This is a genomic window from Kribbella caucasensis, assembly GCF_004361855.1.
Lineage (GTDB): Bacteria > Actinomycetota > Actinomycetes > Propionibacteriales > Kribbellaceae > Kribbella > Kribbella caucasensis.
Window position 1 is genome coordinate 100746 of record NZ_SNWQ01000015.1, and the last position, 17625, is coordinate 118370.

A 17625-nucleotide genomic window follows, 5' to 3' on the forward strand; every position below is an offset into this window, starting at 1 on the left:
GTGACATCGTTGCTTCGGTGAGAGGCATCCACAACCTCGGCCGGACACTCCTCGGTCTCGCGCTGGCCTGCCATCCCGGGCCGACGGTCGCCGTCACCGCGCTCGTCACCGCGATCGCCTGGTCGGCGGGCCGCAGCCCGGCCGGGTGTCTCCTCGTCGCCGCAACCATCCTCACGGGCCACCTCTCGATCGGCTGGAGCAATGACGCGATTGATGCCGTCCGCGACACCATTGTGAACCGGAAGGACAAGCCGATCGTGCTCGGCTTGGTGAGTCGCCGGACACTCTGGATCGGTGCCTACGTCATGCTCGCCTTCACCATTCCGGTATCCCTCGCGAACGGCGCCTTGGCCGGCCTGGTCCATCTCCTCTTCGTCGCCTGCGCCTGGGCCTACAACCTCGGCCTCAAGTCGACCCCATTCTCCTGGGCCCCGTACGCCGTTGCGTTCGGCGGCCTCCCCTCGTTCGTCACGCTCGGCACCACCGACACCTGGGCGCCCTGGTGGGCCACCACGGCTACAGCACTCCTCGGAATCGGCGCGCACCTGGCGAACGTCGTACCGGATCTCGCGGACGATCTCGCGACCGGTGTCCGCGGCTGGCCGCAACGCCTCGGTCAGGCTGCCCGCCTGATCGCACCGCTCCCGCTCGCCACAGCCACCGTCCTTCTCACCGTTGCCCCGAGCGGCCCCGTCGGCGTAATCGGCTGGCTCGCACTCGGGATAGTGGCGGCACTTCTCGCGGTGATCGTCGCCTGGAAGGAGGCGCCGTTCCTGCTCACGATCGCGGTCGCCGTGGTGAGCGTCGTCGTACTGGTCATCCGCGGCGACGCCCTGGTGCCATAGGGGTTTCCACCGTGTCGGGTTTGAGCGGTGCGTTGCTGCCGAGGATTGCGGCGGTCAGGGCCTCGGCCGGTTCCTTCGCGGCTCGCGGGTTGGTGATCAGGACCAGGTCGATCGGCGGCAGTTCGGGCAGACCCGTACTCGGCGGCGGCTCGACCAGGTCGGCCGGCATCAGCGACCGGGCAAAGATCGCGATTCCGAGCCCGGCCCGGACCGCGGCCAGCACCCCGTTGACGCCACGCACGATGCAGGTGATCCGGCAGGACCGCCCGGCCTGTTCCAGCGTCTGAACACCGAGCGAACGACTGAGGCTGGGGGCCTGATAGGCCACTAGCGGCACCGGACCGTCCGGGGCGATCCGGGTGCCGTTGATGCCGGCCCAGACCAGCGGATCCCGGCGGACCAGCCGGCCGTTCGGCTCGTAGCCGCCGCCGGTCGGATGCTTCACGTACGCCAGATCGAGGTGCCCCGATTCCACCCGGCGGAGCAGGTTGGGGCTCTGCGCGACGGTCAGCTCCAGGTCGATCCGCGGATAGAGCTGCCGGAAGTCGCGCAGGATCCGCGGCAGCGGCGTGAGCGCGAGGTCGTCGGTCACGCCGAACCGCAGCCGGCCGCGCAGCTCCGACCCGGTGAAGTAGCCGACCGCCTCCTCGTGCGCGGCGAGGATGGTCCGGGCGAATCCGGCCATCGCCTCGCCGTCCGCGGTCAGCGTCACCGTCCGGGTGTCCCGGACGAACAGCGGCCGGCCGACGGCGGTCTCCAGTTTGCGGACGTGCTGGCTCACCGTCGGCTGCCGGATGCCGAGCCGCTCGGCCGCCTGGGTGAAGCTGAGCGACTGCGCCACGGCAAGGAACGTGCGCAGCTGATCCGGGTCGTACGCCACCGGTCTCCCCTTCATCCAACATTCCCCAGTTGTCCATCTGCCCCGACCATAGCGGGACACAGCCATAGCAGGACGCAATAAGACTAATAGGAGTAATTCTCTGTCGGAATCCGGCCCGGACCGGTGAGGATGGTGCCGACCTCCCCTGCACGTCCACTTGCGTAAGGTTGAAACTTGAGCACCCGGGCCACCGGTTCCGTCCATGTCCCCGACTTCCACACCCACCGAACGAACCCTCCAAGCCCTCCGGGCGAGTTGCCGCCGGCCCAGCGCCGGCCCGGCTTCCGGGATACCTTCAGCGCATTGCAGGTGCGGAACTTCCGGCTTCTGGTCAGCGGTCTGCTGGCCTGCTCGATCGGCGGCTGGGTCCAGCGCATCGCCCAGGACTGGCTGGTGCTGACGCTGACCGGCAGCGCCACCGCGGTGGGCATCACCACCGCGCTGCAGTTCCTGCCCACCCTCCTGCTCGGCATGTACGGCGGGGTCATCGCCGACCGGTTCCCGAAACGCAGGGTGCTGCTCGTCACCCAGGCGACGATGGGCAGCATCGCCGCGATCCTCGCGGTGCTCGCCTTCACCGGCGACGTGCAGGTCTGGCAGGTCTACACGATGGCGCTGGCGCTCGGCCTGGCCACCGCCGTCGACAACCCGACCCGGCAGTCCTTCGTCACCGAGCTGGTCGAGAAGGACCGGCTCCGGAACGCGATCAGCATGGTCTCGTCCACCTTCCAGCTCGGCAGCCTGATCGGCCCGGCGCTCGGCGGTGCGATGGTCGGCGTACTCGGCACCGGCTGGTCGTTCGCGGTGAACGCGGCAACCTTCTTCGTCTCCATCTCCGCGCTGTTGCGGATGCGCGAGCACGAGATGCCGGGCCTGAACGCGGCCCGGAAGGCGAGCCAGGGGATGCGGATCCGCGACGGCCTCCGCGACGGCTTCCGGTACGCCGTCCACGAACCGGCCGTGCGCTGGGCGATCGTGCTGGTCGGAATCTTCGGCATGTTCACCATCAGCCTGGCGGTCACCCTGACCGCGTTCGCCGACATCGTCTTCAACACCGGCGCGACCGGGTACGGCGTCCTCAACTCGGTGGTCGCGGCCGGCGCGCTGATCGGCGCGCTGTTGTCGGCCCGGCGGATCCGGCCGACCCGGCTTCGCAACCTGGTCGGGATCGCCTCGCTGCTGGCGATCACCGAGATGCTCGCGGCGATCCAGCCGTCACTGTGGACCTTCCTGCCACTGCTCGCCGCCCTCGGCATGGCCACGCTGATGTTCCTCACCGCGGCCCAGTCGATGGTCCAGCTGACCACACCGGACGGACTGCGCGGCCGGGTCTCCGGGCTCTACAACCTGGTCTTCATCGGCGGCGGCGCGATCGGCGGTCCGCTGGTCGGTTTCATCGCCGAGCACTGGGGAGCGCGGGTCAGCCTGCTGATGGCCGGGCTGATTCCGGCGATCGCGACCGTCGCGATCGGGATCAAGCTGGCCCGGGCCGGGCGCTTCCGGCTCATCCTGGTCCGGACCCCCCGCTCCCCCTGGCACCAGCCACCTGTGCGGCTCGGCCTCGAGCAGACCCCGGTACGGATCGCCCGTCCCGAATCGCCTGTACCCACTCCGTCCCGCCCCTTCGTGATCGGCCGCCGCCGGCACGCCCGGAGCGACCCGCACACCCGCCCAACTCGCACGACGCGTCGCAAACCCCTGCACCACTGAGGCCCCAGACACCCTCCGGGGACCTTGAACACCCTCCGGGGACCTCGGACACCGTATTTTCCTGTCCGAGGTCCCCACTTCTTGTCCGAACCCCCGCTTTCCTGCCCTGCCTACGGCGCGTCGATCAGGCCGACCGGGGGGACCTGGACGGTCCGGTGGTGCGGGGTACCGCCGAGGATGATCTTGCGGAGCGACTTGTTGTTCGTGGTGCTGGTCTCGAACAGCCGCTTCTCCGGGTTGGCGACGACCTCCACGTAGTACGTGCCGTTCGGCAGGTCCGTCACGTCGAAGGACTGGCCGGGCAGGGACTGGATGTAGGTGTCACCCGAACCGACATCCAGTACCTCGCGTACCGACAGCGAACCGTGGTTGCCACAGGCGGTGTGCAGGTCGGTGTTCTGCGGGTGCCAGTTCGCGTTCTTCACCGTGTAGTCGATCGAGTCCGTCGCGGCCAGGCAGAACGCCTCCTTCTGGCTGCGGACCACCTCGGTCTGCTTCGCGTTCAGCAGGCTGTAGCGGGCGAAGTCGGTGAAGTGCCAGTGCGTGTGACCGTCGCGCGCGTCCCACTCCATCGTGCCGGTCTTCTGGTACCCGACCTGCTTGCCCTTCTCGTCGTAGAAGTACTGGTACGCGTCCATCAGGTCCTCGCCCTGCCGGCGGAAGCCGTCGAGGACCAGCGTGGACGGACCCGCGTTCCAGACGTTCGCGGAGAACTGCAGGAAGTCGCGCTTCTCGTTCGGCGTACCCTCCTCGCCCGGGCCGACGGTGATCTGCCAGGCCGGCAGCGATCGCAGGTCCGGCTTCGGCCCCTTCGGCACACTCGCCTTGCCGGTCGGGCGGGTCGCGTTCGGCTTGAACGCGACCGACTTTTCGGCCTCGGGTGCCTTCAGCGTCTTCACCTCGAGCGTTCCGGCCTTCGCCGTACGGCAGCCCTCACCGTGCCCGCCGCCGCAGTCCTCGGCATCCTTGACGGTCAGGTTCAGCGCCACGCTGGAGTCGTACGCCGGGATTTTGAAGAAGGTCTTGTACAGCTTGTTCACGCTGACCTTCACCTTGTACTTGCCCACCGGCAGGTCGGCCGGCTGAGCGTCATAGGCGAAGGTGTTCGCCGACCAGTAGGACTGCAGCCCCCAGACCGCGCCGACCGTGAACGGGTTGGCCGAGCAGTCGTCCGGGTACGGCGACGTGTCCGGCGCGTCCGGCCGCGTCCGCGACCCGTCTCCGTTCAGGCAGACCGACTGGTCCCGGTCCAGCACCTTCTTCGCGGCTGCATCGGTGACGGTGACGTGCAGGAACTTGCTGAGCCCGGCGAAGTTCATCACGGCACCGGCCGGCAATGCCTTCTTCTTGCCGTTGACAACCTGGTACGCGACCACCGGGTCGTTGTACGACTTGCGGGTCGCGCGCACCTCGACCGGCGACTTCCCCGCCACCAGATGCGTGCCGAGATCGAGATCGACGCCGTACTCCGGGACCCGGTCCAGCGTGATATCGGTGCTCCCGGCAACCAACTTCAGCTGCGGGTCGACGGCCTGAGTCGCCGTCGGCTTGGACTGCGTCGCGGCCGTGGCAGCCGCGGCCCCGGCGGCCACGGCCACCAGTGCGACAGCGCCCGCCACAGCGACCGTAGTACGGCCTTTTCTCCTTGAAACGTTGATGATCGAACCCCTCCCTTGCGGGCCTGATCCGCCTCACACGGACCACTGAGCCCTGACAGGGAGTACGACGCCGGCTACCGCACCGAAGGTTTATTGCAGTTCCTTCGCAGTTGCATCACGCGCTGATCCGGCCGGCCCGGAAGGTCCGGCGATAGCTGTCCGGTGGCACGCCCACGGTCTTACTGAAATGTCGCCGCAGGGTCGTCGCGGTGCCCATCCCGCACGCGGCCGCGATCCGCTCGATGCCGTCGTCGGTGGTCTCCAGCAGTTCCTGTGCGCGGTACACCCGCTGCACCAGCAACCACTGCAGGGGCGTCGTACCGGTCGCCGCGATGAAGAGCCGCGTCAACTGGCGGGGGCCGACATTCACCTGCCGGGCCAGGTCGCCGACGGTCAACGGCTGGCCAAGTCGCGCCAGCGCCCAACTCGTCAGCTCCGCCAGCGGATGGTCGCGGCCGTCCGGCACGGGAGCAGCCACGAACTGAGCCTGACCACCGGCGCGATGCGGTGGTACGACCAGGCGGCGGGCCAGGGCGTTGGCGATGGCCGCGCCGTGGTCGGTGCGGACCAGGTGCAGGCACAGATCCATCGCCGCGGCCTTGCCTGCGGAGGTCAGCACCTGCCCCTCGTCGACGTAGAGCACGTCCGCGTCAACCTTCACGGAGGGATACCACTCGGCCAGTTCGTCCGCGTGCGCCCAGTGGGTCGCCGCGCGCCGCCCGTCGAGCAGGCCGGCCGCGGCGAGCACGAAGGCCCCGGTGCACAGTGACGCGATCCGGGCACCCGCGTCGTACGCGCTCCGCACCGCATCGACAAGATCACCCGGAGGCGGCTCGTCGACCGAACGACAGGCCGGAACGATCACCGTGTCCGCCGTACTGATCGTCTCCAGACTGCTGATGGTGTCGGCACGGAACAGCCCACCGATCCGCGCCCCCGGCGAACCGTGGATCGCGAAGTCGTACCACGGCACACCGAGGTCGGAGCGATCGATTCCGAACACCTCGCACGGCGGGGCCAGCTCGAAAAGCGGCGTCCCGTCGGTCACAACCAAGGCAACCCGATGCATGTCCGAAAGTGTACGCATCATGTCGTTCCAGACACTCGTCGGAGCAGTTAGGCTGGTCGAAGATTGCCGAATGAATCAGACCGTGACAGTCTTCGGCGCCACCGGACACACCTGGCAGTTCGTGGTCGCAGAGCTCCACCGCCGGGGCTGGTCCGTCATCGCGTCCGGCCGCGACGCCGCCCGACTCGAAGCCCTCGTTGCAGGCACTGGGGCGACCGAAGTACGAGTGGCCACCATCGACGACCCGGCGTCCCTCGACCGAGCGCTGGCCGGCGCCTCGGCGGTGATCAACTGCGCCGGACCGTTCGCCGACACCGCCGCCCCGGTGATCGACGCCGCACTCCGAGCCGGCATCCCGTACGTCGACATCGCGGCCGAGGTCGAGGCGGTCGCCGACACCCACCACAAGTACGACGTACCGGCGCGAGAGGCGGGTATCGCGATCCTGCCGGCGATGGCCTTCTACGGCGGTTTCGGCGACCTGCTCGCCACTGCGGCAATGGGCGACTGGGAGACCGCCGACGAGATCCACCTCGCGTACGCACTCAGCAGCTGGCGACCAACAGCCGGCACCCGCGCGTCGGGCGTGGTGTCGAAGGGACGCCGCGACGGACGCCGGCTCGTGTACGCCGACGGCCGGCTGCAACTGCGCGACGACGCGGCGCCCGTCACCACTTGGGCCTTCCCGAACCCGGTCGGCGTTCAGCAGGTGGCTGCCGAGTTCACCACCGCCGACAGCGTGACGATCCCCCGGCACCTGCGGACCACGACGTTGCACTCCTACATGACAACCGCGGCGATCCAGGATCTCTTCGCCGCGGACCCGAGACCGCCGACGGCCACGGACGCGAGCGGGCGGTCCGCGCAAACCTTCCTGATCGAGGTGGTGGCGCGGTCGCGCGGCGAAGAGCGGCGGGCGGTCGCGCGAGGTCGGGACATCTACGCGGTCACCGCCCCACTCGTCGTCGAGGCGACCACTCGGTTGCTCGAAACTCCTTCGGCCGCAGGGGTGTTCGCACCCGGCGAGTTGTTCGACGCCGCGAAGTTCCTCCAGTCGCTCGACGTCGACGGACTCACCGTCGAGCTGCCCTGAAGTTCCACCCGTGCCGCCGACGTACCCGCAGGTCGCCGCGAAGCCGTACCTGGGCTGAAGCAGCTGGAGCCTGCAGTCGACCACCTACCCGGGCGTCAACCCGGACGGCCCGGCCAGGCGACGGTGCGCGACGTCTGGGCCGCCCAGAACACTCGCAACGTCTCTGGCCAGGTCCAGGCCGCACTGCCCGCGCACGGTTCGAAGCTCTACAAGATCACCCCGAACCAGGCGACCTCACCGAGCAAGCCGGCCGACGTGACCGCGACCGATGTCAGCCGTACCACGGTCTCGCTGACCTGGCAGCCGAGCACCGGCGCCACGTCGTACAAGGTCTTCGCGAACGGTCAGCAGGTCGCGACAAGTGCGACCACGAACGTCGTCGTACAAGGGCTGCAGCCGCAGACGCAGTACACCTTCACGGTGAAGGGGGTGACGACCGGCCGATCATCCGAGGTGAGCGCGCCGATCACGATGTTCACCGCGAAGTCAGGCGGCGGGCCGGTCCGTTACGAGGCCGAGGCGTCGACCAGCACGCTGACCGGGAACGCCGGGATCTCCGGCTGCACCTTGTGCTCCGGCGGCGCGAAGATCGGCAACATCGGCGGCGACGCGACCGTGACGCTGAACAACATCACCGTCCCGGCGACCGGCACCTACCTGGTCCGGATCGCCTACACCGACGGCGACACCAGCCGGCAGAGCATGCTCACGGTCAACGACGCCGACACCTACTGGGTGAACTACCACGGCCTCGGCGACAACGACTGGGGCACGCCGCAGATCACGTACCTGCCAATGAAGCTGTCGGCCGGCGCCAACTCGATCAAGGTCAGCAACCCGACCGGCTACATCGCCGACATCGACTGGATCACAGTCTGACACCACATACGGGGCCGGCCTCTCCCTGAAGGCCGGCCCCTATTCGTGAGCCGCTCGCACGACGTCTGCCGTATTGGCGAGGTATGACGCAGGATGAACCCATGAACGACTACCCGGAACCGATCGTCCCCGCCGGCGGCACGGCCCCGGTCCCCCGCCGTATCCGCGCAACGCTCGACGGTCGCGTCGTCCTTGACACGATGGACGCGATCTATCTGTGGGAGATCCCGCCGTACCCGCAGTACTACGTCCCGGTCGCGGACGTGGCGGACGGCGTACTGACCGACACCGGTGAGACCAAGACGTTCGATCACGGCGTCGCGCGGGTGCACACCGCCGGATCGGGCAAGGCCTGGGTGTACGACGAGGGGATCGCGAAGGACCGGGTCCGGTTCCAATGGAGTGCACTCGACAGCTGGTTCGAGGAGGACGAGGAAGTCTTCGTCCACCCCCGAAACCCGTACGCTCGTTGCGACGCGATCCGCTCCGGGCGGCACGTCAAGGTCGAACTGGACGGCACGGTGCTGGCCGAGTCGCGATCCACCGTCATAGTCTTCGAGACCGGCCTCCCACCGCGGTACTACTTCCCGCGGACCGAGGTGAACTTCGAGCACCTGACCCCGAGCGGCACCCGCACGGCATGCCCGTACAAGGGCCGGACCACCGCCTATTGGTCCGTCGGCGACCACCACGATCTCGCCTGGTCCTACGACTTCCCCACCGCGCCGCTACTGCCGATCGCCGGACTCGTCGCCTTCTTCAACGAGAAGGTCGACCTATTCGTAGACGGCGAGCGGCTCGCCCGGCCCATCACACCGTTCACGGACGCCGACCTCAGCACGGGCCAACTGGTGTGACTCCCGCGCCCCGCTCGTGGACGCCCGCGAGCTCGCCGATCCCGAACCTCAGATGGCCGAGGTGACGCCGCCGTCCATGACGATGACGGCGCCGGTGACGTAGCTGGCGAGGGGTGAGGCTAGGAAGACGGCGACGTTGGCGACCTCGGACGGTTCGCCGGCGCGGCCGAGCGGGATCTCGGCGACCATCTCCTCCAGCAGTTCCTCTTTCGGCCGTCCGGTCGCGCGGACGGCCGCGTTGAGGCCCTCGTCGACGCGGGCGGTGCGGGTCATGCCGGGGTTGATCACGTTGACCCGGACACCCTGACCGGCGTACGCCTTGGCGTAGCCGACCGACGCGAGCATCAGCGCCGCGTTGGCCGCGCCGCCGCCGATGTGCAGCGGGTTCGCCGCGCGTCCGCCCTGGCCGACCACGTTCACGATCGCGCCGCTGCCGCGCTCGGCCATCCCGCGGATGACCGCCTCGGTGGCGTGCATGTAGGTGAAGTACTTCGCCTCCATCGCCGCGTGCAACGCCTTGCTGTCCAGTTCGTCGACCGGTGTCCGCCGGGCCGCGCCCGCACAGTTGATCAGGATGTCCGGTACGCCGATCCGCTCGAACGCAACCTTGGTCGCATCCGAGTCGGTGAGGTCGACGGCCACCACGTCGAAGCTCAGCCCCTTGGCCGCGAGCTCCTGCTGAGCCTTGGCGAGGTTCTCGGGATCGCGGGAGATGCCGACCACCTTCGCGCCCTCCCAGGCGAGCGCCTCGGCACAGGCCAGCCCGATCCCCTTACTCGCACCGGTGACCACGGCCGTCCGGCCAGACAGTTGCAGATCCACGTCGGTGACTCCTCGTGTCGGGGATGCCAGCGTATAGGTCGATGCCGATGCGAGTGTCACCGTGTTCGCCGCCCTGAACAGTGAAAGAGATTCGCCTGCTGCGGCAGCGATTGCGGCGTACTGGTGGGTATGGGAGCCGTTGGCAACGAATTCGAATCATCGCTTCGCCGGCCTTGATCGGCTGGGTACGATGAGTAACCAGATCGACACTCTTTGTTTCGACGTTCAGTTGCTGTCAGCACCGACGCCGGAGGGACCCGTGCCGACCATGTCATCCTCTTCATCACCCCACTCCCCGCCCAACCCACCGCCGCTGGCCACGCCTCTGTGGCGGACCGTTCTTCGCCATGACCTACCGGCCTCGCTGGTGGTCTTCCTGATCGCGATCCCGCTCTCCCTCGGGATCGCCGCAGCCTCCGGAGCCCCGCTGATCGCCGGGCTCGTCGCCGCCGTCGTCGGCGGTGTCGTCGCCGGCGCATTCGGCGGCTCTCCCTTACAGGTCAGCGGTCCCGCCGCCGGCCTCACCGTTGTCGTCGCCGGACTGGTCGGTCAGTACGGCTGGGCCGCCACCGCGGGCATCACCTGCGCGGCCGGCCTGTTGCAGATCCTCTTGGGCGTCACCCGGATCGGGCGGCTCGCCCTCTCACTTTCCCCCGCGGTCGTGCACGGCATGCTCGCGGGGATCGGCGTCACCATCGCCGTGCAGCAGCTCCACGTCGTTCTCGGTGGACGGGCGCAGAGCTCGCTGCTCGCCAATCTGGCCGGCCTGCCCGAGCAGTTGGTGGCGCATCACGCCGGCTCGGTCGGCGTCGGCGTACTGACCGTCCTCATCCTGCTCGGCTGGCCGCGAATCCCCCGGGTGAAGGTGATTCCGGCGCCATTGGTTGCCGTCGTCACCGTTACCGCACTGACCGCCGTGTTCATGGTCGACGTGACCCGAGTCAACCTGCCCGGGAGCCCGTTGGCCGAGCTGGTGTTCCCGGCGATCCCGGCCGGCGGACCGCTCGAGATCGCGACCGCGGTGCTCACCGTCGCGCTGGTCGCGAGCGTCGAGTCGTTGCTGTCGGCCGTTGCCGTGGACAAGCTTCATCCCGGCAAGCGCAGCGACCTCGACCGCGAGCTGATCGGTCAGGGCGCGGCGAACGCGATCTCCGGCGCACTCGGTGGGATGCCCGTCACCGGCGTGATCGTGCGCAGTTCGACCAACGTCGCCGCGGGGGCGCGGACCAGGGCGTCCGCGATCCTGCACGGTCTCTGGATCGCCGCCTTCGTGCTCGCGGCCGGCGCACTGCTGGAGCTCATCCCGATGGCCGCTCTGGCCGGGGTGTTGCTGGTGACCGGGTTGCGATTGGTTCAGCTCGCACACATCCGCACCCTCCGCCGCCATGACGAACTTCTCGTGTACGTCGTGACCGCGGCCGGCGTCGCCGTTCTCGGTCTGGCCGAAGGAGTGCTCGCCGGTCTGGTGCTCGCGATCGGCCGGGTGCTCTACCGGCTCGCCCGGGCCACCGTCACCGCGTCCGAGGAGGACGGCGTGTGGATCGTCCGAATCCGCGGCACGCTGGTCTTCCTCGGGGTAGCCTCACTGGTGCGGACGTTGCGGGCGATCCCCGTCGGTGCTCCGGTCCGGGTGAAGCTCCACGTCGACCACTTGGACCATGCGGCGTTCGAGGCGATCGAGGACTGGCGGCGCGGGCACCTCGCGCGCGGCGGGACGGTCGAGCTCAACCGGGCCGCGTTTCGGGCGGCGCTGCACGGCGACACTACCCGGCCAGGCTGGCTGACCCCTTGGCAGCAAGGACAAGTGGTGCCTGCGCCGGACCAGCGGGTGTCGATGCTGGCCGGGATCCGCGAGTTCGAGGACAGCGCCGACCTGATCCGGCCGATGATGGCCAGACTCGCGGCGGACGGGCAGCGGCCGACCCAGTTGTTCATCACCTGCGCGGACTCGCGGATCGTGCCGAACATGATCACCACGACCGGACCGGGCGACCAGTTCTGCGTGCGGAACGTGGGCAACCTCGTCCCGCCGTACGGGTCGAACAGCAACTCGGTCGACGCCGCGGTGGAGTACGCCGTGTCAGCGCTGGGCGTCGCCTCGATCGTGGTCTGCGGTCACTCCCATTGCGGCGCCACCAATGCCGCACTGGAGAGCGTGGCCGATGACGGGTCGGGTCTGCGCACGTGGTTGCGTCACCTGGAACCGTCCATCCGGCGTGCGGTCGCGCTGCCCGACATCGTCGATCCGGCGACCGGCGGGATCCTGTCCCCGGCCGACAAGTTGTCGGTCGCGAACGTGGCGCTGCAACTCGAGAACCTGCGGAGTTTCGGGTGTGTTCGCGAGGCGGAGGAGTCGGGCCGGCTCGAGCTGATCGGGCTGTGGTTCGACATCGGCGCGGCCGCGGCCCGGCTGGTCCTCGACCGCGAGCCCTACCTGGTTCGCGCGGACGAGGAGCTCGCGACCGCCACCACCCGCGCCGACCTCTGACCGACACCGGCGGGTGTGCTGTCCCGGTGCACCCGCCGGCTGTCGAAGACCAGCAGCAACGGCACCGCCAGCGAGATCGCGATCAGGCCGTCCAGCCAGTAATGGTTCGCGGTCACCACGACCACCGCGAACGTGATCAGCGGATGCAGAATCCACAACCAGCGCCAGCGTGATCGCGTGTACCGGATCAGGAACACCGCGATCATCAACGCCCAACCGACGTGCAGACTCGGCATCGCCGCGAACTGGTTCGCCACCCCGCTGTCCGTCGACGGCCCGTAGACCGACTGCCCGAAGATGACGCCGGTGTCGACCCAACCCGGCATCATCCGCGGCGGCGCGAGCGGGAACAGCGTGTGCCCGATCAACGCCAGCCCAGTCAGCGCTGCGAGCGCCCACCTTGCGTTCGCGTACTGCGCGGGCCGGCGGATCAGCAACCAGATCAGGACGAGCCCGGTCAACGGGAAGTGCACGAACGCGTAGTACCTGTTGGCCCACTGCACCAGACCGGGCGTGCGGAACGCGGCTCCTTGCACCTCGGCCTCACTCGGCAGCCCGATGCTGTGCTCGAACCGGATCAACTCATCGGCATGCGCGAAGGCCGAACCGGTGTGCTTGGCCGAGATGTACCGGCCGAGGTTGTAGACCCCGAAGAGGAACGCGAGCAATAGGATCTCGCGGATCACGCGGCGCGCCGTAGGTCGGGGTTGGTGGTGTTTGGTTCGCCGGGTCCGGAGCGGCGGCAGGTCCTCCAGCGGCCTGTTCACCGGCTCGAGAGTCACCTGCGCCATATCGCCCCTCCGTCCCCAACCCGCACCCACCGGAAGCAAACCGAACGCTCGTTCGCGGAGCTTCCAGGGTTACTCCGGGCCTGCTCCGAAATCAAGAACGATCATTCGTTTTCCACTGTGATCCCCGCCGCATCGAGGCCGGATTCCCACTCTTCCAAATTATCTCAATCTGCTGATATTTACGAAGAACATGAAGCAGATCACATCAAGGCGTAGCGCCGGCTGAACCAGGCGGCGGGCGGGCGCGGCCGAGCCGGGCGGCGGTGAGCTGGGCGGCCGGCGAGACGTCAGACGCTGATCCTTCTCGAAGCGACCAGTTCGGCGGCCGAGTAGCCGTCGGCGCGGAGGAGTTGGCCGGGACTGACGTCGATGATCTCGATCGTCAGCGGATCGCCGGCCAGGTCTTCCGAGCTGATCGGGCGGTCGTCGAGGTAGAGGTCGACCCGATCCATACCGTCCACGTCCAGCTCGACCGTCAGCGTCGTACCGGACAACGAGGTGGACACGTCGAGCCGGCGTTGGGGCTTCGCGGCGAGCAGGGCACCCGCGGCGTTGAGGAGGTCCACGTTGCCGGACAGGAGGTCGTCGCGGGTCATCCGATGCAGGACATCCGGTTTGACGCCGAGGTCCTCGACCGGGGTGCCGGAAAGGTCGCCGACGCGGAGGGTACGGCGGATCGAGACGCGCAGGTTGGCGCCGTTCGGGAGTGCCTCGTACGGCGAGGTCTGGTCGGGCGGGGGTGGTTCGTTGAGCAGGGTGGCCAGGAGTCCGTGGGTCCAGACGTTCGCGCCGCCGGCCCCGGTGTTGTCGTCGACGCCGAGGATCGTGCCGATCTGGTGGTCCGCGAATCCGGCCGCGAAGATGTCCGTCGCCGAGTAGCACCTTGCATCGGTGATCAGCACGACCGGTCCGTAGTACGTCTGCCCGATCGCGTTCGCGCCGTCCGCCGGTGTGATCGGCTTCGCCGCGGAGTACGCGGCACCGGTCTCGGTCGCCAGCTCGAGCGACTCGAGCCACGGGCTGAGGTCGATGCCGGCCGGGTTGTCCTTGTGCCGACGGCAGATCCGCAGGTTGAGCGGCGTGCTGATGAACTGCACCGGCTCCGGTGAGATGTGCCGCGGCGTCATCGTCTGCAGGGTGAACTCGCTCGCGTAGATGTGCCCGCCGCCGTTGTCGCGTACGTCGACGATCAGGCCCTCTTCCGGCAACAGGCCGGTCAGGCGAACGAACTCGTCCCGGAACGCGATCGGGTTGGTCACGCTGAACGTGAAGATCCGCAGGTGCCCGAACGTCCCGGACGACGTACTGACCTGGCGCGCCCGGAAGACGCCGGGCATCGTCGTCGGCAGGTCGGCCGCACCCACCGCGACGGGCGCGTCGAGAGCCGCCGAACTCTCACCGCCTTCCAGCTCGACGACATCGCGGACGTACAGCACCTTCTTGGCTCGCGCCTTCTCGTCGGCATCGAGGTCGAGCCCCATCGACGCGGACACCTCGGTGATCGCGTCCAGGTCCGTCATCGGCGGGAGGTTGGTCGTCACCTTCCACTGTTCACGCAGCTCCTGGACCGTTCCGTCGAGACCCTGGTAGGTCAACGTCACCCAGTCCTCGTCCGGCGGCGACTGGATCACCAACGGCCGGAGCGTGAGCGATTCGAGTCCGCGGGCGAGGTTGGCGGCTTCGTTGCTGCCCGCGAACGCGGCACCGTTGAGCGCGACGGCCCGCGCGATCGGCGTACCGTTCCAGTGCGTCACCTCGACGCCGAGCCCGAACTGCGGGGCGGAGTACCCGGTGACGATCTGCGTGATCAGGTACTGGTCGGCGCCGGCGTCATGGCACTTCTCGATCATGAACGGCAGGAACGCGATCTTCCCCGCGAACGGCACCGGCAGCAGGTAGTTCGTATGCAGATCCCGCACCGAATGGAAGATCGCCGACATCTGCCGATGAAAGAGCCACTCGTCCTCCATCGAGTCCGCGGTCTGCCGCTCCATCCGCGCACGCAACACCCGGAGCCGCTGCAGCGGATTGACGGCATGCATCGCGGCCTTCAGCGGCAGGTGCACATAGTTCTGTTCGAGCAGTAGGAGCGCCTGATCTACCAGGACTTTCCGCTGGTTGAGTGTCAGCGTGCCAGCGGACTCGAGGAACTGCGACAACGGTACGGCCGCCGCCTGTTCGGCCTTCTTGGCTTCTGTGGCCTTCTTGGCCGACGCGCTCTTCGCCTTACGTGGCAGGGTCTTGCCGGTCCTCGATGCAACGGTCTTACGTGCCTGCGCCATGCCATCCCCCTAAAGGCAGCCCCTCCCCTGGGCCGCAGTCACCCCACCGTCCCGCCCTCGTCAGCCGAAGTCAACGACGTACGGCACTAGTACTGTCGTCGGGTGCGGATTCTCTTCATAGGCAACAGCTTTACCTCGCGGAACAACTTGCCGGGGCTGCTCGCTCGGCTCGCGAAGGAGCGAGGTGTCGACGTCGAGCACCGGCTGATCTCGGCGGGTGGTGCGTCGCTTCGGCAGCACCTCAACGCGGGGACGGCGCTCGCGGCTCTTGGCGACGGCGGTTATGACACCGTCGTCCTGCAGGAGCAGAGCACGTTGCCCGTGAAGAATCCCGGGCGGATGCACGACAGCGTGCGGGATTTTCATGCCGCGATCGACGCCGCTGGGGCCCGGACCGCGTTGTACCTGACGTGGGCTCGACGGAATGCGCCCGAGACGCAGCAGGCGCTCACCACGGCGTACGCGGGCATAGCTGCCGAGATCGGCGCCACGCTCGTTCCGGTCGGCATTGTGTGGGAGCGCTTCCTCGGCAAGTACGAGCACCCGCTTCTGCACGACGCCGACAACAGTCATCCCGCTCTGGCCGGCAGCTACCTCGCCGCGTGCGTGTTCCTCATCGCCTTGCTCGATGAGAACCCGGTCGGCCTGGACATCCCGGTGAAGGGCCTCGACGCGGACACGGCCGCGCTGCTTCGCCAGGCCGCGTGGGAGATCTGCGAAGACCTGGCCGAGGGGCGGTAGACCGGCGCCGGTCAACCACCGGCCTGCAAGGATGTCGAGGTGAACGAAGTCTGGGACAGCATCACCACCGCGCAGCCGGATCCGTCGTGGAAGGTCGTCGTGGCGACGGCCGCGATCGCATTCCTGCTGATCGCGTGGCGGCCGGCCTGGCGGCATACCCGGCAGGTCGTGACGATCGCGCACGAGGGCGCGCACGGGCTGATCGCGTTACTGGCGGGGCGGCAGCTGGCTGGGATCCGGCTGCACTCGGACACGTCCGGCGTCACGGTGTCGCGTGGGAAGCCGACAGGTTTCGGGATGATCGCGGTGTTGCTCGCGGGGTATCCGGGGCCGGCGTTGTTCGGGCTCGGTGCGGCCGTCGTACTCGGTCAGGGGTACGCCGTTGCGCTGCTCTGGGGACTGCTCGTCGCCCTGCTGATCCTGTTGCTCCAGATCAGGAACCTCTTCGGTCTCTGGTCGGTGGTTGCCTTCGGCACCATCGTGTTCGTGGTGTCCTGGTGGGGTTCGGCGGCGGTGCAGTCGGCGTTCGCGTATCTGCTCACCTGGTTCCTGTTGCTGGCCGCACCGCGGGCCGTCGTCGAATTGCAGTCGTCCCGACGAGGTGGAGCCGGCCGGAGTTCCGACGCGGATCAGCTTCGGCGGCTGACCAGCGTACCGGCTCTGCTCTGGGTCGGCGTCTTCGGTCTCGTCACCCTCGCCTGCCTCGCGCTCGGCGTCGTGTGGTCAGGCGTGCTGTCGAGCTAGTGCGGGCACTACGCCGGTGGCGGCAGCGTCACGCCGAAACCGGTGACCGCGAGACGGAGCAGGACTTGGCCCGGCCGGAGCAGGTCGGCGATCTTCGCGGCGCTCAGCAGCTCCAGCTCTGCCAAGCGTTTCGCATAGACGACCGGGCCGTCCATGCGGGCCTTTTGCAGTTCGACGGTGTTGTGCCAGACCTTCTGCCGGGCCTCACGGAGGAACCGCTGGGAGGACAGGCGGTTGAGCGGGGTCAGGACGGTGTCGAGCAGGTTGCGCGGGCCCGACACGGCGAGTTCGTCGTCCTCGGCACCGACCCGCTCGGCCAGTACGCCGTCGATCCGCTCGTGATCGCGGCGACGGCGATCCATCAGGAACGGGTCGGCGAAGTCGTCGTCGCTGACCACGGCGAGCAGCGCTTGCGGCAGGTCGTAATTCACGTGCGCATTGATGCCGAGCAGTACATGCCTGAGTGCAGGTACGTCCGGCGGCGCGTCGAAGGACAATCGCCACGGGCGGGACGGCGTACCTCCCTCGAGGTCGGCATCATGAGCCCGCAGGTAGAGCTCGGCGAACTCCACGTCCCACTGCTCGACCCACGCCGGGTCCTCGAAGCGGGCCTGATCGATAGCGTCGCCGACCGCCTGCGTCGTCCGCAGGTAGGTGCCGAGGAAGATCCGGCGGTGGTCGAGCTCAGGCGGCAGGTCGTCCAGCCGCTGCCGCATCCGCGCGACGACGTCGGCCACCGGACTACCATCGTTCATTGGATCTCCTC

General features: G+C 68.4%; 15 protein-coding genes. 8 read left to right on the forward strand and 7 right to left on the reverse strand.

What is annotated here, in order from left to right; all coding sequences use genetic code 11:
• Positions 1 to 17 precede the first annotated feature (17 nt).
• Positions 18 to 845 (forward strand): UbiA family prenyltransferase, encoded by an 828-nt coding sequence (locus EV643_RS27955; RefSeq protein WP_238165847.1) that lies wholly within the window; start codon positions 18 to 20, stop codon positions 843 to 845.
• On the opposite strand, the gene EV643_RS27960 is transcribed toward EV643_RS27955, so the two are convergent.
• The gene (locus tag EV643_RS27960; protein WP_133803139.1) at positions 817 to 1740 is read right to left on the reverse strand and encodes a LysR family transcriptional regulator; all 924 of its coding nucleotides are present in this window, start codon (positions 1738 to 1740) and stop codon (positions 817 to 819) included. The genes EV643_RS27955 and EV643_RS27960 overlap by 29 nt on opposite strands.
• Positions 1741 to 1899: 159 nt before the next feature.
• Here EV643_RS27960 and EV643_RS27965 point away from each other — a divergent pair, with 159 nt between their 5' ends.
• A complete protein-coding gene (locus EV643_RS27965; RefSeq protein WP_133803140.1) occupies positions 1900 to 3435 on the forward strand; it encodes an MFS transporter in 1536 nt (511 codons plus the stop codon).
• Between the two features lie 110 nt (positions 3436 to 3545).
• Here the strand turns inward: EV643_RS27965 and EV643_RS27970 are convergent, their stop codons facing one another.
• Together EV643_RS27970 and EV643_RS27975 are read right to left on the reverse strand one after the other, a co-directional pair.
• Entirely contained in the window at positions 3546 to 5054 is a 1509-nt protein-coding gene (locus EV643_RS27970; protein ID WP_238165848.1) for a lysyl oxidase family protein, read from the reverse strand.
• Between the two features lie 154 nt (positions 5055 to 5208).
• A complete protein-coding gene (locus tag EV643_RS27975; protein WP_133803142.1) occupies positions 5209 to 6162 on the reverse strand; it encodes a GlxA family transcriptional regulator in 954 nt (317 codons plus the stop codon).
• Positions 6163 to 6232: 70 nt separating this feature from the next.
• On the opposite strand from EV643_RS27975, the gene EV643_RS27980 reads away from it, so the two are divergent.
• The 3 genes from EV643_RS27980 to EV643_RS27990 all read left to right on the forward strand — a co-directional run bounded on the left by EV643_RS27980 (position 6233) and on the right by EV643_RS27990 (position 8991).
• Positions 6233 to 7255: a saccharopine dehydrogenase family protein gene (locus EV643_RS27980; RefSeq protein WP_133803143.1), complete on the forward strand. Its 1023-nt coding sequence runs from the start codon at positions 6233 to 6235 to the stop codon at positions 7253 to 7255.
• A gap of 63 nt (positions 7256 to 7318) precedes the next feature.
• The gene (locus EV643_RS27985; RefSeq protein ID WP_255513048.1) at positions 7319 to 8134 is read left to right on the forward strand and encodes a fibronectin type III domain-containing protein; all 816 of its coding nucleotides are present in this window, start codon (positions 7319 to 7321) and stop codon (positions 8132 to 8134) included.
• A 101-nt stretch (positions 8135 to 8235) separates the two neighbouring features.
• A complete protein-coding gene (locus tag EV643_RS27990) occupies positions 8236 to 8991 on the forward strand; it encodes a DUF427 domain-containing protein (protein WP_133803145.1) in 756 nt (251 codons plus the stop codon).
• Between the two features lie 48 nt (positions 8992 to 9039).
• Here the strand turns inward: EV643_RS27990 and EV643_RS27995 are convergent, their stop codons facing one another.
• Positions 9040 to 9813, reverse strand: coding sequence for an SDR family NAD(P)-dependent oxidoreductase (locus tag EV643_RS27995; protein WP_133803146.1), 774 nt, complete (start codon positions 9811 to 9813; stop codon positions 9040 to 9042).
• Between the two features lie 268 nt (positions 9814 to 10081).
• Here EV643_RS27995 and EV643_RS28000 point away from each other — a divergent pair, with 268 nt between their 5' ends.
• The gene (locus EV643_RS28000) at positions 10082 to 12301 is read left to right on the forward strand and encodes a bifunctional SulP family inorganic anion transporter/carbonic anhydrase (RefSeq protein ID WP_238165850.1); all 2220 of its coding nucleotides are present in this window, start codon (positions 10082 to 10084) and stop codon (positions 12299 to 12301) included.
• Here EV643_RS28000 and EV643_RS28005 read toward each other — a convergent pair.
• Complete coding sequence (locus tag EV643_RS28005) at positions 12244 to 13092, reverse strand: phosphatase PAP2 family protein (protein WP_133803147.1); 849 nt, start codon at positions 13090 to 13092, stop codon at positions 12244 to 12246. The two genes, EV643_RS28000 and EV643_RS28005, sit on opposite strands and share 58 nt — an antisense overlap.
• A gap of 287 nt (positions 13093 to 13379) precedes the next feature.
• Positions 13380 to 15374, reverse strand: coding sequence for a S41 family peptidase (locus EV643_RS28010; RefSeq protein WP_133803148.1), 1995 nt, complete (start codon positions 15372 to 15374; stop codon positions 13380 to 13382).
• A 102-nt stretch (positions 15375 to 15476) separates the two neighbouring features.
• Between EV643_RS28010 and EV643_RS28015 the strand changes: the two genes are divergently transcribed.
• Complete coding sequence (locus EV643_RS28015; RefSeq protein WP_133803149.1) at positions 15477 to 16115, forward strand: SGNH/GDSL hydrolase family protein; 639 nt, start codon at positions 15477 to 15479, stop codon at positions 16113 to 16115.
• A 39-nt stretch (positions 16116 to 16154) separates the two neighbouring features.
• The gene (locus tag EV643_RS28020; protein ID WP_133803150.1) at positions 16155 to 16859 is read left to right on the forward strand and encodes a M50 family metallopeptidase; all 705 of its coding nucleotides are present in this window, start codon (positions 16155 to 16157) and stop codon (positions 16857 to 16859) included.
• Between the two features lie 8 nt (positions 16860 to 16867).
• On the opposite strand, the gene EV643_RS28025 is transcribed toward EV643_RS28020, so the two are convergent.
• Positions 16868 to 17614, reverse strand: coding sequence for a DUF5995 family protein (locus EV643_RS28025; RefSeq protein WP_133803151.1), 747 nt, complete (start codon positions 17612 to 17614; stop codon positions 16868 to 16870).
• Between the last annotated feature and the right edge of the window lie 11 nt (positions 17615 to 17625).

What these genes read in the sequence shown, in the direction of transcription:
- EV643_RS28005 (WP_133803147.1), bottom strand. Translation starts at nt 13,092, where the DNA reads ATGGCGCAGGTGACTCTCGAGCCGGTGAACAGGCCGCTGGAGGACCTG.
- EV643_RS27980 (WP_133803143.1), top strand. Translation starts at nt 6,233, where the DNA reads ATGAATCAGACCGTGACAGTCTTCGGCGCCACCGGACACACCTGGCAG.
- EV643_RS28010 (WP_133803148.1), bottom strand. Translation starts at nt 15,374, where the DNA reads ATGGCGCAGGCACGTAAGACCGTTGCATCGAGGACCGGCAAGACCCTG.
- EV643_RS27975 (WP_133803142.1), bottom strand. Translation starts at nt 6,162, where the DNA reads ATGCATCGGGTTGCCTTGGTTGTGACCGACGGGACGCCGCTTTTCGAG.
- EV643_RS28000 (WP_238165850.1), top strand. Translation starts at nt 10,082, where the DNA reads ATGTCATCCTCTTCATCACCCCACTCCCCGCCCAACCCACCGCCGCTG.
- EV643_RS27990 (WP_133803145.1), top strand. Translation starts at nt 8,236, where the DNA reads ATGAACGACTACCCGGAACCGATCGTCCCCGCCGGCGGCACGGCCCCG.
- EV643_RS28025 (WP_133803151.1), bottom strand. Translation starts at nt 17,614, where the DNA reads ATGAACGATGGTAGTCCGGTGGCCGACGTCGTCGCGCGGATGCGGCAG.
- EV643_RS27960 (WP_133803139.1), bottom strand. Translation starts at nt 1,740, where the DNA reads ATGAAGGGGAGACCGGTGGCGTACGACCCGGATCAGCTGCGCACGTTC.